11 protein-coding genes are annotated in these 15,466 nt (G+C 48.2%); 7 read left to right on the top strand and 4 right to left on the bottom strand.

Annotated features, from left to right (window positions below; genetic code table 11):
* Positions 1-98: 98 nt before the first annotated feature.
* The 3 genes from RQP52_RS17500 to arfA all read right to left on the bottom strand — a co-directional run bounded on the left by RQP52_RS17500 (position 99) and on the right by arfA (position 4,414).
* Entirely contained in the window at positions 99-2,123 is a 2,025-nt protein-coding gene (locus RQP52_RS17500) for an LTA synthase family protein (RefSeq protein WP_315953071.1), read from the bottom strand.
* Between the two features lie 97 nt (positions 2,124-2,220).
* On the bottom strand, positions 2,221-2,550 hold the full coding sequence (locus RQP52_RS17495; RefSeq protein WP_315953070.1) for a cytochrome c: 330 nt from the start codon (positions 2,548-2,550) through the stop codon (positions 2,221-2,223).
* Positions 2,551-2,902: 352 nt separating this feature from the next.
* Positions 2,903-4,414, bottom strand: coding sequence for an arabinosylfuranosidase ArfA (gene arfA, locus RQP52_RS17490; protein ID WP_315953069.1), 1,512 nt, complete (start codon positions 4,412-4,414; stop codon positions 2,903-2,905).
* Between the two features lie 182 nt (positions 4,415-4,596).
* Between arfA and RQP52_RS17485 the strand changes: the two genes are divergently transcribed.
* The 7 genes from RQP52_RS17485 (at position 4,597) to RQP52_RS17455 (ending at position 10,757) form a co-directional block, all read left to right on the top strand.
* Complete coding sequence (locus RQP52_RS17485; RefSeq protein WP_315953068.1) at positions 4,597-5,502, top strand: ArsR/SmtB family transcription factor; 906 nt, start codon at positions 4,597-4,599, stop codon at positions 5,500-5,502.
* Positions 5,503-5,614: 112 nt separating this feature from the next.
* The gene (locus RQP52_RS17480) at positions 5,615-5,857 is read left to right on the top strand and encodes a hypothetical protein (protein WP_315953067.1); all 243 of its coding nucleotides are present in this window, start codon (positions 5,615-5,617) and stop codon (positions 5,855-5,857) included.
* A gap of 128 nt (positions 5,858-5,985) precedes the next feature.
* The gene (locus tag RQP52_RS17475; RefSeq protein WP_315953066.1) at positions 5,986-7,185 is read left to right on the top strand and encodes an MFS transporter; all 1,200 of its coding nucleotides are present in this window, start codon (positions 5,986-5,988) and stop codon (positions 7,183-7,185) included.
* Positions 7,186-7,228: 43 nt separating this feature from the next.
* The gene (locus RQP52_RS17470; RefSeq protein ID WP_315953065.1) at positions 7,229-7,909 is read left to right on the top strand and encodes a TIGR00266 family protein; all 681 of its coding nucleotides are present in this window, start codon (positions 7,229-7,231) and stop codon (positions 7,907-7,909) included.
* 358 nt (positions 7,910-8,267) lie between these two features.
* Positions 8,268-9,017 carry an IclR family transcriptional regulator gene (locus RQP52_RS17465; RefSeq protein ID WP_315953064.1) on the top strand — a complete coding sequence of 250 codons (750 nt, stop codon included), beginning with the start codon at positions 8,268-8,270 and terminating at the stop codon, positions 9,015-9,017.
* Positions 9,018-9,033: 16 nt separating this feature from the next.
* Positions 9,034-9,807: an SDR family NAD(P)-dependent oxidoreductase gene (locus RQP52_RS17460; RefSeq protein WP_315953063.1), complete on the top strand. Its 774-nt coding sequence runs from the start codon at positions 9,034-9,036 to the stop codon at positions 9,805-9,807.
* Between the two features lie 50 nt (positions 9,808-9,857).
* The gene (locus RQP52_RS17455) at positions 9,858-10,757 is read left to right on the top strand and encodes a fumarylacetoacetate hydrolase family protein (protein ID WP_315953062.1); all 900 of its coding nucleotides are present in this window, start codon (positions 9,858-9,860) and stop codon (positions 10,755-10,757) included.
* 213 nt (positions 10,758-10,970) lie between these two features.
* Here the strand turns inward: RQP52_RS17455 and RQP52_RS17450 are convergent, their stop codons facing one another.
* The gene (locus RQP52_RS17450; RefSeq protein ID WP_315953061.1) at positions 10,971-15,446 is read right to left on the bottom strand and encodes an NPCBM/NEW2 domain-containing protein; all 4,476 of its coding nucleotides are present in this window, start codon (positions 15,444-15,446) and stop codon (positions 10,971-10,973) included.
* Positions 15,447-15,466: the final 20 nt, after the last annotated feature.

The following is a 15,466-nucleotide window of genomic DNA, read 5'->3' as shown; positions in this document are numbered from 1 at the left end:
ATATTACCAAAAATCCCCTATGCATGGCAATGTTTTTTTTCATATAAAAAAAGCAACCCCTATAGTCATCACCTGACTGCGGGATTGCTTCTATATATTTACTGCGCGCTCACAGGTTTAGCTTCCGGAGGACTGCCGCTATCCCCTTCTGCCCGGAGTTTCGTGTCCGGTTGATCAAACTCGGCATTGTAACTAGGCTGTGAGGCCTTCGTTAAATAATCATGATCAAGGTATCCGGCCAAATACTGCTTACCGAAGAGGAGATCATATTGGACGTTCCTGTAATCGTCAATAAGTGTTTTGGCCGAATCAGGCGCCTGCGCATGAAGCGTTTGGTCTGGATCCACAACCAGATTACTTAACAATCCAGGTACTTGAGCGGCTATTTCCGCATTCAATGCGAAGTTAGCCGGTTTCTCCATGTGCAGCATATCGAGCACGTGAGAACCTAAGAAAGAATCGCTAAGCAATGGGATATCCTGTTTGGGCATATCGAAATTCGACCAAGTCACCAGCGGAATGCTGTGCATTTTCTTGATTTCTTCCAGCGACCAATCATTAGCGTTGCTTGTTGAGATGAACCCGGCTTCTTTGTACACTTGGTAGTCGAGACCAAGCATCGGCAGGTGGTCCCCGTAGAAGACGATCATCGTTGGTTCATCCGAATTTTGATAATGATCGATAAGCATTTTCAGACTTTGATCCGCATCATGCGCACCCTGTGTGTAAGTTTCCAAAATCGATTTGGCTTGCGGCGTCAAATTGCCTTCCGCCTTGAATTGATTCTCACCGTACCGCGGATCATCGTAGGGTCCGTGGTTTTGCATCGTAACCGTGTAGATAAACATCGGATCTTCCGTTTTATCCACTTCATCGATAATGTTTCGAGACACCTCGGCATCCGAGATGAAGTAACCCTTCGTCTCCGGATTCACGAAATGCTCACTGCTTTTGAAAGATTCAAAACCAAGCTGCTTATAAACGGAATTACGATCCCAGAACCAGCCCTCGTAGGAGTGAATCCCCATGCTTTTATAACCTTGACCGGCAAAATAACTCGCTAAACTTGGCACAGGTTTACTTACATATTGCTGATACGGGATAGATCCCCCCGGTAGGAAGCTCATCGAATTACCAGTGAGCACTTCGAACTCTACGTTGCTTGTTCCCCCACCGAATTGAGGAGACAAGAGGTATCCGGAAGTCGACTCCTTCTGCAAACGATGGATCGTAGGCAGCGGGTCTTCACTAAACTTGACATTCGTCAGTAACGTCGGGTCCCAGAATGCCTCGCTCATAATGAAGATAACGTTCGGCTTCTTCCCTTGCAGATTAACGGACGCCTTTTTCATAGTTGGCTGTGTTTGCGAGACTTGTTCTATATTTGCCGCTACAGCTCCAATAGTTTCATTACTGTAGGTTTCCGGCTTTTGAACGATGGAATTTTTGACGTTGAGTGTAAAAGCGAGCGCTGTACCATTATTCGCGTAATTTTCTTGCTGATTCCATACAATTTCATTCACACCGATATGGTCCAGGATTTTGCCTGCTAATGGTGTTTTGATCCCAAAAGCATATAAGGCATAGAGCGAGAACAGCCCTAAACCAATTCTTGAGATAATAGAAATCGTGGCACGAGGAATGATCCATCTTAATGAAAGTACGACAATAATTGAAGCAATGATGGCTCCGATTCGGATCAGCGCAGCTTTACCCGTCACAAGAGAAGCGATATCCATACTTTCTTTGTTGAGCAAAATATCCCACGGGAAGAAGGGCTCCCCAATCATAGTCACCTTCATGTAAGAAATTAAAGCCATTAGGCCGAGAAGTAAGGTAGAGATGGCTCCCGAGATCGCCAAAGATCCCACCAAGGCATAAATAAAAATAAGTAAACAAAAGGTGATTCCTGTGTTTAGTAAAAAAAGTGATTGATTAGAAGTTATCCAATCCATCGTATTATGCAGCGAACCGCGCTCGAGTAGCTCCATGCCGGCCACTGATAATACGGGTAATAAAATTAAAAAAAGTACTAACGAAATCGTCGCACCCAGTCGTTGTGGTCTCATCTTCTTATTCGGCTTCTTGCGAAGACGGCTCCGGGGCTTCAAATTCAAGTGCATCTTGCATCACTCTCCTCTTGCCCCTATTGTAAACCCCAAATGTGAAGAAAATATGTAGATAACCTTAAAGGAACCTTAGGATACCCATTTATTCCCTTTACTTGAGACCTGCCAACCATGCAGCCAACACCTTCAATTCCTCTTCTTTAAGCGCGACTTGGAACGGCGGCATCCCGCCACCACCCTTTTGGATGCGCTTTATGATCTCATCTTCCGTCAAGCGTTCTCCGACTTTTTGAATGTTGGGGCCTTCTCCGCCCTGTAATTGATTACCATGACAAGAGATACAAAAGTTCTGATAAACCTTATGTGGATCGGCTTGTGCAGGCGTTGTCTGCGCATTATTTGGTTGTTTATTTCCATTTCCACAGGCCGTCAGTCCCATAGATAAAATGATTGTACTCATCAGCAGCAGCTTTATTTTCATACTGGAAACTCCTTAAAGGAAGATTTCCTCCATCATACCAGAGCCTGTACTGCAAAATAAAGAATTCGCCGGTCTGAACGACTGAAAGACTTCCCGCGGTGCTGATTGGTCATAGTATGTGATGCCCGAGGCCGATTTATTTTGTTAAGATGATGCAAAGATAAGCGACTTCACCGTCCTTTTAGGACGAGTGCGATTGTCGAGGTAGAGCGAAGCAAAAGTAAAAAACGTATACTTTCTTATCTACTAAAAAATGCTTAAATAGAACAACATAAAGACATGGCAGAAGCACTCGCACCTTCTTACCATGTCTCATTTTGCATAGCTTTTTGGCCAGCCTATAAAACCGAGCTTATGCCAACTTCAAACGGATCACGTTCCATGACGCTTTCCCAAGCGTTGCGTGAATTTGGCCGTTCGAATCCACCGCTGCATTGCCGCCGTTGTGCGGTTTCACACGATCCTGGGCGGTTATCGTATTCGCGGCTTTCAAATCGTCACTTTCCAGCACGATATGCTGAGTAACTTGGCAAGCGCCGAAGCTGCGAAGATCCAGCTCAAGCGGAAGCGCCTCTGCCAAATGACGATTAACAGCGAAGATCGTTACTTCCGACTTCTCTTCATTATGAACAGCAACGGCCTCCAAATAAGGCACATCGGTATAATCCTTGGCATCATATTTAGGTGATTTGATGAGAGGCACAAGAACCGTTCCGCGCCCGAACAAGCTTGCATGCATATAAGGATAATAAATCGTTTGCTTCCACGCTGCTCCGCCGTTCGCCGTCATAATTGGCGCAATCACGTTGACGAGCTGTGCCAAGCAAGCCATTTTTACACGATCCGCACGCTTCAGCATGGAAATCAGCATACAACCCACGAGGAGTGCATCCTCATGATTATAAATGTCTTCGAGCTGCGGCGGCGCAATGGACCATGGCTCGATTTGGCGGTCAGCTTCATTAGAATGGTACCAGACGTTCCACTCGTCAAAGGAAAGGTTGATTTTCTTTTTACCGCGCTTTTTGGCCTGAACATAGTCAGCTGTTGAGATCACGGTATTAATGAAACGATCCATGCCCATGGATTGCGCCAGGAAATTCGCTGAATCTTTATCGCGATTCCCGTAATATTGATGCAGCGAAATATAATCAACATGATTATAAGTATGCTCAAGCACCGTCGCTTCCCATTCCGGGAATGTCGCCATGGTTAAACTCGAACTACCGCAAGCGACCAGCTCAATCGAAGGATCCACCCACTTCATGACTTTGGCTGTTTCACAGGCTGTACGCCCGTATTCCGCAGCTGTTTTGGCTCCAGTTTGCCAAGGGCCGTCCATTTCATTGCCCAAGCACCAGGTTTTGATGTTATGAGGCGCCTTGTAGCCATGAGAGATCCGCAAATCGCTCCAGTATGTACCGCCTTGGATATTGGAATATTCGATAATATCTCTAGCCTCATCCGGCCCGCGTGTTCCCAAGTTCACAGCCATCATCGCCTCGGTGTTCACTTTGCGGCACCAATCCATAAATTCGTTAAGTCCTACCAAGTTGGGCTCAATCGTGCGCCAAGCCAGATCCAGTCTTTTCTTACGCTGCTCGATCGGTCCAATACCGTCCTCCCAGTTGTAACCGGATACAAAGTTACCCCCCGGATAACGTACGATTGGCACATCCAACCCTTTGACCAATTCCATAACATCTGTGCGAAACCCCTGCTCATCCGCATGCGGATGTCCCGGTTCATAAATGCCCCCATATACTGCACGTCCCAAATGCTCGATAAACGAGCCGTAAATACGGGAATCCACTTCTCCGATTTTAAAATCTTTGTCGATAATCATGCTTGCTTTCATAGACATTGCCTTCACCTCGTCGTATAATTAATAAAAATATAAATCAGTTAACACAAATATTATGACGTTGTCTTTATTAAACAATAATCAATGCTTGATTTCAAGACTTTCTTTGGGAATGTTTTGGATTTATATTTATATGAATCAGTCGAAATGATGAGTCGATAGGAATAGAGGAGATTTGTATCATGATACACGCGTCAACAGACCGTAAATGGCTGCCGCTCTATGAAGCTCTAGCCAGCGATGTGCGGCTTCAAATTTTAGATTTGCTGGCCGAACAAGAGATGAACGTGAAAGAGTTAGCCCAGACGCTTGGCTTAAGCAGCGCTATCGTAACCATGCACGTGAAGAAGCTTGAGGCCGGCGGCCTGATTCACACGGCGTTAGTACGCAAGCAAGGCGGCACGCACAAAATGTGCACGCTTGCGGTTTCGCGTGTCGAGATCCAGCTGCCGCAGCAGGGCGAGCCGAAGCGCGTGTTCGATGAGGTGTCCATTCCCATCGGACATTACACGCGCTTTGAAGTGCAGCCTACGTGCGGGCTCGCTACGGCCGATCATACGATCGGACAATACGACGATCCGCGATATTTTCTCGAACCTGAGCGCATGCATGCGAAGATTCTCTGGTTCGGTAGCGGCTTCGTAGAGTACCGCGTCCCGAATTATTTGCTCCCCAGCCAGACGCTAGAGGAGATTGAGATTTCGCTGGAGCTTGGCTCGGAAGCGCCGGGCATTGCCGAGAATTGGCCGTCGGACATTCATTTCTATGTCAACGACACACTGCTCGGCTATTGGACAAGCCCCGGCGATTCGGGGCAAGGCCGCGGGCATTACACCCCTAGTTGGTGGCCGGACTCTATCAACCAATACGGTTGGTTGAAGGTGATACGGATCACCGAACAGGGTACTTTCCTTGACGGGCAGCGGCTTTCGGACGTCACGATCAAGGACATCCGCATGTCGCGCAACGAGTGGACGCTGCGGATTGAAGTGCCGGAGCATGCGACGCATGTCGGCGGGCTTACGCTTTACGGTGAAGGCTTCGGCAACTACAACCGGGATATTATTTTCCGCACCTACCGGCGGTAAGTGCAGGTGTACGCGAAGAGCCGCGGGCAGCTAATTCTGTCAACCTCAAGGCATATATGGGGCTCTCTGGCAATACAGTAAGGTAAATGACTGCGAGGGAGTTGATCTTTCGATGCCAGAGCAACAACATGCGCCCGTGCTAAGCGTCAAGGATTGGATGATTACCATTCTGCTGATGGCCATACCGATTGTGAATATCGTCTTGTTATTCGTGTGGGCTTTCAGCAAAAACGAAAACCCATCGAAGTCGAATTATGCGAAAGCCAGCTTAATTTGGGCGGCTATCGGTCTCGTGCTCTATCTCATTTTTGTAGTCATCCTATTCGGGACCGTGATGTCCAGTTTAAATACATAGACTTGCAGCTATCCCTCATCAGGCGGTCCCATCCGCTTAGGGATAGCCTTTTTTATTTTCAATCACGCAATAAATGGCATCGAAGTGAAGTATGCTATACTGGGAAAAAAAGATAAGGAGCCTCTCTGATGCCTGCACCCTTACATTGGAAAAAGTCACTATGGATATTATGGGGGGCTAACTTTTCCATCATGTGCGGAATGAACCTAATTCTTCCGTTTCTGCCCTTATACGTTGGACAACTTGGGGTTCACGAGGTTGGCGATGTCGTGCGGTGGACAGGGTGGATTGTTGCCGCTCAATTCATCACCTCATTTCTAACGCAGCCACTCTGGGGAGCCATCGCGGATCGCCGCGGCCGCAAAATCATGCTGCTTCGAGCCGGATTCGGGATGGCTGTTGTGACAGCCTTGATGGGCATTGTCACGGAGCCCTGGCAGCTGCTTGCGCTTCGGCTGCTGAACGGCTTCTTCTCCGGTTTCATCTCCATGGCGGTCTCCCTGCAAGCATCGGTGACACCCCCGGAGCATTCCGGGAAGTCGCTCGGCACGCTGCAAACGGGCTCAATCGCCGGATCGCTTGTCGGTCCTTTGATCGGCGGGTTGCTTGCTGGTATGATCGGTTATAGCCACATCTTTTTTGTTACCGGCGGTCTCATGCTCTGCGCCAGCCTCATCGTGATGATTTTCGTTCATGAGGAGCGCAAAGCCCCCGTTCAGAAAAAAGTGCGCCAGCGTACAGAATGGCGCCTATTTCGCCCTCTGCTACCGGTCTTTGCCGCTTCGCTGATTACGCAAATTGGGATGATGAGCATCGAGCCGATCGTGACGGTCTATGCCAAGACGATTTACTTCGGCAATCATTTGGAGCTGTTCGCCGGTTTGATCGTGGCGATTACGGGGATCGCCAATTTGTTTGGCGCGCCATCCTTAGGGAGGCTTGGCGACCGTATCGGCCAACGCAAACTACTCGTCATCGCCTTGTCGATGGCGGCACTCGCCTTCATTCCGCAGGCTTTCGCCACCAGCATTACAATGCTGCTAATCGGCAGGTTCCTGCTGGGGCTGTTCATCGGAGGCATGATCCCTTCCCTGAACGTACTGGTTTTAAAGCTGGCCCCCACTCAAATTCAGGGAACGGCCTACGGCTTTAATACGTCTTCGCTGTTTCTCGGCAATCTGATCGGCCCTCTACTCGGCAGTCATGTTGCGGCAGCGTACGGATTTAAGTCGGTGTTCTATATCACCATGGGTATCCTGCTGCTCTGTGCGATGTTCGTTTACTTGAATCGCAGCTTGGAGACCTGGCGTCAGACGAATTCGGTTTAGCCTTATTCTTATTCAAATTTTACTTATTCATGGAGGATGATTTATGAAACACGAGATTTTATATAAGGGCGCATTTCCGATGCTGCGCGTAGAACTTGAAGCTGGAGAAAACATTAAGGCTGAATCAGGAGCAATGGTTTCGATGTCGCCTAACATTGAGCTTAAAGGAACAGTAGATGGCGGTATTATGAAAGGTCTTGGCCGTATGCTGAGTGGCGAGAAATTCTTCTTCCAGGAGTTAACCCCAACTCGCGGTAGTGGCGAAGTGCTATTGGCACCTTCCGTGATTGGCGACATTGAAGCTGTCGAGCTTGACGGATCGTACAAGCTGTACGTGCAAAAGGACGGCTTTCTTGCCGGTACATCCGGGATTCAAGTGAATACGAAAATGCAAAATCTGATGAGCGGCTTCATGTCCGGCGAAGGGTTCTTCATCGTTGAAATCAGCGGTAGAGGGACGGTCTTCCTCTCCTCCTACGGGGCTATTCATGCCATTAACCTTGCTCCCGGGCAAGAGGTTGTCATTGATAACGGGCATCTGGTCGCATGGCCGGATTATACGCAGTATACGATTGAGAAAGCTGCCAAAGGCTGGCTCTCCAGCTTCACAAGCGGTGAAGGTGTCGTATGCCGATTCCGCGGCGAAGGCGTTGTGCTTATTCAAACGCGGAATCCGCAGAGCTTCGGCGGATGGCTGAAGCAATTCATACCGGGCGCCAGGTAGATTAGACTATGGGCTTGGGCTACGTGTATAACAGGCAGCCCGGCGTATTTGTAGCTTTTTGCTGCTTTAATTAAGGTCACTCTCCTGCCCTTGTAGATCTAACGGACTCCAGCGCCGTTAATTGATCTGTAGACTAATTAATTCCACTCAGATAACGTGAATAACGGCTTTGGTGTCCGTTAGCGAAAGAGCTAGGCGTTAAACCTCAGAAGAGACTATCCCTAAGTCATTTTTATGACTTATAGGACAGTCTCTTTTCTTTTTGCCTACTACTTTTTTGCACAAGCCTATGCTATGATAGTTTTAGTCAGTAAACTTAGTTTTGTATAGTAAACCAAATGAGCTGGGAGGCCTACCATTGGACGATAAATACCGCGTTCCAGCCATTGAACGTGCTCACCTTATTCTCAAGGAAATCTCGCTGCAACCCAGTCAGCTGAAACTCATCGATCTATCGCGTTCGCTCAATATCAACAAAAGCTCGATGTATTCGCTGCTTTTAACGTTGGAGAACTTGGGCTGGATCGAGAAGGATACCGGCGAAACTTACCGCCTTGGACGCGAGCTCTCTCGCCTGGGCCATGCGGCAGTCCAGCATCGAGACTTGAACGAGTCCTTCCACAAGGAAGCCTCTCTCATCAAGCTAAAACTGGGTGAATCGCTGCAATTAGCCAGATTAGATGGCAATGAAGTTCTGTATCTCGCGAAAGAGGAAGCGCTTACGCCCGTTCGGCTCGCCTCTGGACCAGGCATGCGCCTTCCTGCGCACGCCACTGCACTCGGCAAGGTCATGCTGGCGGATCTTGGCGATGAAGAACTTGATAGATTCTATCGCGTAGATCAAGAACCATTTTCACAGTTAACTACACATTCCATCGTCTCTTTGAAAGAACTGAAAAAAGACCTGGAGCAAATCCGCCAACAAGGTTTCGCGCTCGATTTGGAGGAAGCTGTTATCGGATTCAACTGCGCTGCTGCTCCGATCCGCAACTCGCATGGGAGGGTTATCGCCGCTGTCAGCTGCTCGATGATGTTGCCTCAGTGGCAGCAAAAGAAGCAGATCTGTATAGAAGAAGTTTGTAAGCTTGCTCATCAACTATCCGAATAGCAAAGGAGAATTGAACATGCGGTTACATAACAAAGTCATTCTCATCACAGGCGCAGCTTCAGGTATTGGCAAAAGCACAGCGCTCTTATTTGGGCGGGAAGGCGCCCAGGTCATCGTCAATGATCTCGACGAGGCCAAAGGAATCGAGACGGTGAATGAAATTACAGAGGCTGGCGGAGCAGCCCGTTTCATTCAGGCAGACGTTACGCATTCCGACTCCGTCAAGGCGATGGTTGAACAAATCATTCAGGCTTACGGCCGAATTGACGTGCTTTTCAATAACGCAGGCATTAGCGGCGTCGGCGCGCTTCACGAGCTGGAACCCGAAGCTTGGGACCGTATCATGAGCATTAATGTGAAGGGCGTTTTCCTCCCTTCGAAGCATGTACTCCCTTATATGATGGAACGCAAATCGGGTTCGATCATTAACATGTCTTCTTGCATTGCCGAAATCGGGCTGGCTCGCCGTGCCTCCTATGCCGCAACGAAAGGCGCCGTCCTTGCGCTAACCAAATCCATGCAGGTGGACTATGCCTCATACGGCATTCGCGTGAATGCTTTGCTGCCGGGAACGATCATGACTCCTTTTGTCGAAAATTACATTCGCACCTCTTATGATGATCCAGAAGCGGCTATCGCCTCTCTGAAAACCAGACAGCTCAGCAACGAAATGGGCCGTCCCGAAGATGTAGCGTCAGCTGCCTTGTTCCTTGCTTCTGACGATTCCAGGTTCATGATGGGCTCACCGTTGTACATTGACGGCGGGGCGACTTTTGGCAAGAATGCTTAGCCTGTTCTTTATACACTTTTCATATAAATCATGACTTAGGAGGTTTTCACATGAAACTACTTACATTTAACCAAAACAATGCTTCCCGTCTAGGTATTCAAACCGATTCCGGTGTACTTGATGTCGTTCAAGCTGTCCAGCAGCTTTCACCGGCATTCGCGGTTCCAACTACGGTTACGGATGCTATTCAAGGCGGGGCAGCTGCTACCGAAGCGCTTCATCAGCTCGTCCACCTCGCTCTTGAGAGCAATGAACGCGATACACTGCTGCATAATGAAGAGACTTTGAACTACGGTCCTTGCGTCACAGAACCTGGCAAAATTATTTGTGTCGGACTTAACTACCGTAAGCACGCAGAAGAAACTAATGCCCCTATTCCTAAGTATCCGATTCTTTTTAACAAATTTAATAATACGCTGACAGGACATGGCCATGATATCGCCCTCCCTCGTGTCACCCAAGAGGTCGATTATGAAGCGGAGCTCGTTATCGTAATTGGCAAGCAGGCGAAATATATCTCCAAAGAACAAGCATTGGACCATGTCTACGGATACTGCTGTGTCAATGATCTCTCTGCTCGCGACCTGCAAATGCGTACTGCACAATGGCTGTTGGGGAAATCGTGTGACGATTTCAGCCCGCTTGGCCCGTATCTGGTCACGGCGGACGAAGTTGGCAATCCAAATGACCTGAAGATCAGCACCACGGTCAATGGCAAGGTGCGCCAAAACTCGAATACGGCGGATATGATTTTCCACTGTGACGAGATCGTCAGCTATATTTCTCAGCATATGACCCTATACCCGGGAGACATCATTCTCACTGGAACACCGGAGGGTGTAGTGCTTGGCGATCCGGTTGATCAGCGCGTTTATTTAAAAGACGGCGACGTAGTCACTATTTCCATCGAGAAGCTGGGAAGTTTGACGAATCGCATGGTTAGCGAGTAGCCGCTCCCGCTATCGATATCTCGTTCACGAAAACCAAGCGAGGATTCTGAATTCCGCTTCAAGGAAATAGAGTACTATTGTCCCCTTAAGACCCAATAATTTTCCAAAAAGGTAGTGGATGTCAAATCCTCTACCTTTTTATCGTCTAAAACAATGCCAGAAACGACACAGTGCCCGGGCCAACTTAACGTTGAACCGGGCACTGCTAGTTACCTATTGCAGGATCAATTTAGCAATCGCTACAATATCTACAATGTTAATCTTATCGTCATGATTAATATCCGCGCTTTTCGCCTCATTCCAGTCGCTGCTAGCCGAAGTTTTCCCGTAATGCATAGCAGTTCTGCCCAAGTCGCCAATATCAACGGCATTATCTCCATTGACATCTCCCCTCGCATAAGCGGTGATGAATTGCCCACTAAAAGCTTGTAACGTTTGGTTTAACGCAATCGCTGCTTGATCCAACTGCTGCTGTGTAGCTGCAGGATCCGATTGGATGGCAACTGTCGCTTGAATCGCAGATAATAGCACCGCTTTGGAGCCAACCGCATATTGTCCGGCTTGGGTTCCTTCTACTGCGCGATCATAGATGGACTGCGCCAAGCTGATGATCGTCTGCAGCGTTGTCTTGTCTGTCGTCGCCGTAATTGAAACCGTTAGATTGGCGAGAGCAGCATCCACTTTTTGACTAAGCCCATTGGAAACAGCTACTTTGGTTAGTACCAAATTCGTTGTCGTTGACGGGTGATTCGGCTTCGCGATCCAATTAAATTTGAATAAATCTCCGTTCGTCGTTACGACTCCCGTATTCCCTTGGCTCACAGCGAGAATCCGAATTTGGCCAGGTACGTCGGTTTTGGTTTCAACATTAGTAAATCCAAAAATTATTGGATCTACAGATACAAAATCGATGGTGTCAGCGTCAAACGATACGGTAATATCCGCTGCATACACCGCCGAATATACGCTGGCCGTTACATTGTTTAAACCGAACTGTGTCGAGAACGCAGCGCCTGCTTGAACGACTCCCGGACCCGTGAGCGTAGCTTGGGGTACGTCGGTCGGCACAGGTAGCTGACCGCTGATCACGACATAACTGGAGCCTTGAACGCCGCTGCCGTCCGTAGCTGTCGCCATGACTTTCATGACACCGTCTTTTTGCGCAGTCAACAAGCCGCTAGACGTAATCACTGCTTTATCTGTTGCAGTTACCCCATCTGATTCATAAACCGCCCATGTCAAAGACTTGTTCGTCGCATTGGCAGGGAGCACCGAAGCTTGGAATTGAAGGCTTCCGCCCTTCTCGGTAATCGTCGTCGCCGAACTTGTGACAGCAATTGATTGAACGTTCACCTGCTGTGTTTCAGTAACCGTTACGTTCGCTACAGCCGGTATGACGGTGCCATCTACAACACCATTTACAATAAAACTGCCAGCTATTGCATACTTAGACGAGTCTATCGAATCCCACTGAACCGACTTCTCGGCCGAGGTCCCATTGTCATACACAATTGTGACACTCGCAGGCAGAACCGGCGGAACATGCGCAGCCGTAACCACGTTGACTGGCTTAACTCCTGTAATCACCGGTGTTGCTTCAACCGCCAACTTAGCCAGTTTCGCATCCGCCCAATCACCGTGATCCTCGCTGTTGCCATTGCCGGAATCCGTAACTTCCAAGATTAACTGTTTATAACCTTTCACATTCACCTTCACAAATTGCGCATTGTCCGACTCTCTCAACACACTTCCGGAGTAAAGTGATTCGATCGTGTCATCATTCTTTACGCCTGACACTTTAAATTTCACCGAGCCGTTATAACTTCCGCCATTCACTTCCTTATCTACACCGATAAAGGAGGAAAACGTTTCATAATCTGCTCCAGTAAGATCATACTTGACCGTTGAATTGGCGTGAGTCCCAAGCCCTTTGGCAAAGGAGAGATCCTGATCTCCATTATTCAATATGATCGCATTGCCGTCGATGCTCTTGTCTTTCTGAACCGTTAACCAGCCGGATTCCGCGCTTAACCAGTTCAGATCGCTCAAATAGTTAACTTCAGGCAATGCTATTTTCTGTTCGGGCTTGCCTTCCGCAACTCTAAACGACGCATTGGCCCAGCTTGCATGATCCTCGCTATTATCGTTATCACTTTTTGTAACAACAAGTTCCACGATGCTTGCGCCAGTTACATTGACATCTACCGGTTTATCCACGTCGGCAACCTTCATGACACCGCTCGCGAATTTCTCTACACCGTCTACGAGCACCTTGAATTCCACATCGGCGTAAGACGGCGATTTGGCCATTTCTTGGTCGACACCGACAAGAGCAGTGAAGGACTCATAATTTTTACCCGAGATGTCAAACATAATTCTTGAATCCGCATGTACGCCAAAACCTTTCTCGTACGTTACAGCGCCGTTTCCGCCCATTAAACGAATCGCATTTCCGTCCAAGCTCTTGTCCTTCTTAACGGTTGACCAGCCTGAGGATGCACTTAACCAGTTCAGATCGCTCGCATAACGGTCCACCAGCTCAAAATTCAGCGTGTAGACTTCCTGCTTCGCTCCGCCGTCAGATGTAGCTGTGATGGTCGTTGCGCCTGGCAAGCTATCGGCTGGGTCGATAACCACCTGCACGTCTTCAGAAGCTTTGTCCACTGTAACGGCTGGGATCGCCAGATTTTTTTCTCTCAAAATCTTCAACGTCGCCGTCCGATTCTCAGCATTAAGGCCTTTGACAGACACTCCGTTCACTTTCACATTTTTGATCAAAGAAAGCATGCTTTCCACTTTCCATAATTGGCTGTCGCTTCCGGTGTAGGTGTTTTGAACAACCGGATTCCCGTCAGCTGTAGAACGGTTGCTGTTCTCCAATGCCAACTGGCTGTTTACGTTGGTAATTTTAAAATACCCGTTGCCCACATTGGAGATGACCCATTGTTGGTTGATGGCGGAAGGATCTGCAGCCGTTTCCGAATCTGTCCATTGAATGACTGACTTTCCAGGCGATTTACTGGCAGCTGGAACATCCATAACTTGCCCGCTTTGTTTATTGGCAATCTTATATTTACCCAGACCTAAATCGTCGATAACCCATTGCTGATCCAAAGAACCTGATTGGGTTCGCCCGGCAACAGCTGCTCCTTTCGTCGAAGAATTTTCAACTCCCAGCGCTTTCCCGGTTGCTTTATTGACGATGCGATACAGCGTGTTGACATCAAAGGCATCGATCCCCGTTCGAGTTGGAATGTCGTTGGTGTAAGAGCCCACTTCCAGCTCGCCCGCAGCAGCAAAGCCCCCTACAGCCCCACTTACTTGCATTTTGAAATAGCGTGCTGTTTGCGATGGGAAAGTCACACGTTTCATGGTCTTGTCCCCATCCCATGTGCCGCTTGTAACCGGAGTGAAGTTCGTTCCGTCCTCGCTTGCGTATAACTGATAGGATGTAATCATCCCTTGTGATAGATTTTGCGAAGGTAAGTAATTCAACATATTAATGTTGTTGTAGGTGTAACCCAAATCCAGGGAAATGGATTGAGGCAGCGAGGTGGTGGTTTGCCAAACCGTCTCCACGTAAGTGCCTATATAATCCATAAAGCCATCAATCGCATTGCTTGCAGTCCCACTAGTAGCAGTAGCCGAATTAGCTGTAATCGGATGCTCCATTACGATTGGCTGCCCAGGCAGTGGAGGACGAGATGCATTCGGCGACCACGCTTGTCCAATCTCCGCCAACCGATTAACTACGTTATCATCCAGCTCTCCATCCGGATTAGGTGAAACGTTGAGCAAAAAGTTTGTATAACGCGGTTCCAAATAACCGAGATGATCCTGCACAATATTTTGCACGCTTGCCGGTTCTGTATTCGTCATCCAATTGTGCCAGAACCATTGATTGGACACGAGCGGCTTGCCCTGATTAGCGGCAAACGAATTGTTGGCAGGTGCCCAAACGTCCTTAGGTTCTTCGAAATAAATGATGTCCTCATCCCATGGCTGCGTTTGTCCATTATGATCCACAATAAGAATATTAGGCTGTAAGCGCTTAATTAATTCGCGAATTTCTTGGTAAGGAACTTCATTATGCCCCATCTCCCAGGCCCAACCGTCGATAATCAAAACCGGGATTTCTCCGTAATTTGTCAGCAACTCGGTTAGTTGTCCTTTAATAAAATCGATATCTGCTCTGCTGACGGAACCTTTTTGAATACCTTGCTGACGATCCCAGATGGAGAAGTATAACCCCGGCAAAATGCCTTGAGCGCGCATGGAATCCACATATTGCCTTACGATATCTTTCTTGTAGGAGCTGTTCATCACGTTATAATTGCCATATTTGGTTGGCCACAGGGCAAATCCGTCATGGTGCTTGGTCGTTAAAACAGTATATTTGATGCCTGCGGATTTGGCGGCTGCCGCCCATTGGTCTGTATTCACTTGCTTTGGATTAAAAGAAAGCGGATCTTGGCCTGGCGTCACCCATTCCTGATCGTGATAAGTTCCCATGTTATAGTGGATAAACATGCCAAATCTGAGATCGACATAGTTCTTCTGGTTCGTGAAAATGTCATTCACAACGGGGTTTGCTGTATTTTGATTATTTGTCGTCGCAAAAGCCGGGGCAACGGAGACAAAAAATAGTATGAATATAAGTCCTACGCATGTTGAAATCTTCTTAGACAACGAAATCCCCTCCTTTTGAA

The organism is Paenibacillus violae, assembly GCF_032461945.1.
In the GTDB taxonomy this organism is placed as follows: domain Bacteria; phylum Bacillota; class Bacilli; order Paenibacillales; family NBRC-103111; genus Paenibacillus_E; species Paenibacillus_E violae.
Note: the sequence above shows the minus strand (reverse complement) of the source record. Positions and strands in the feature narration are given on the sequence as shown.

Bases quoted from the DNA above. Each gene is read 5' to 3' on its own strand.
- RQP52_RS17455 (WP_315953062.1), top strand. From the start codon at position 9,858: ATGAAACTACTTACATTTAACCAAAACAATGCTTCCCGTCTAGGTATT.
- RQP52_RS17480 (WP_315953067.1), top strand. From the start codon at position 5,615: ATGCCAGAGCAACAACATGCGCCCGTGCTAAGCGTCAAGGATTGGATG.
- RQP52_RS17500 (WP_315953071.1), bottom strand. From the start codon at position 2,123: ATGCACTTGAATTTGAAGCCCCGGAGCCGTCTTCGCAAGAAGCCGAAT.
- RQP52_RS17495 (WP_315953070.1), bottom strand. From the start codon at position 2,550: ATGAAAATAAAGCTGCTGCTGATGAGTACAATCATTTTATCTATGGGA.
- RQP52_RS17470 (WP_315953065.1), top strand. From the start codon at position 7,229: ATGAAACACGAGATTTTATATAAGGGCGCATTTCCGATGCTGCGCGTA.
- RQP52_RS17475 (WP_315953066.1), top strand. From the start codon at position 5,986: ATGCCTGCACCCTTACATTGGAAAAAGTCACTATGGATATTATGGGGG.
- RQP52_RS17460 (WP_315953063.1), top strand. From the start codon at position 9,034: ATGCGGTTACATAACAAAGTCATTCTCATCACAGGCGCAGCTTCAGGT.
- arfA (WP_315953069.1), bottom strand. From the start codon at position 4,414: ATGTCTATGAAAGCAAGCATGATTATCGACAAAGATTTTAAAATCGGA.
- RQP52_RS17485 (WP_315953068.1), top strand. From the start codon at position 4,597: ATGATACACGCGTCAACAGACCGTAAATGGCTGCCGCTCTATGAAGCT.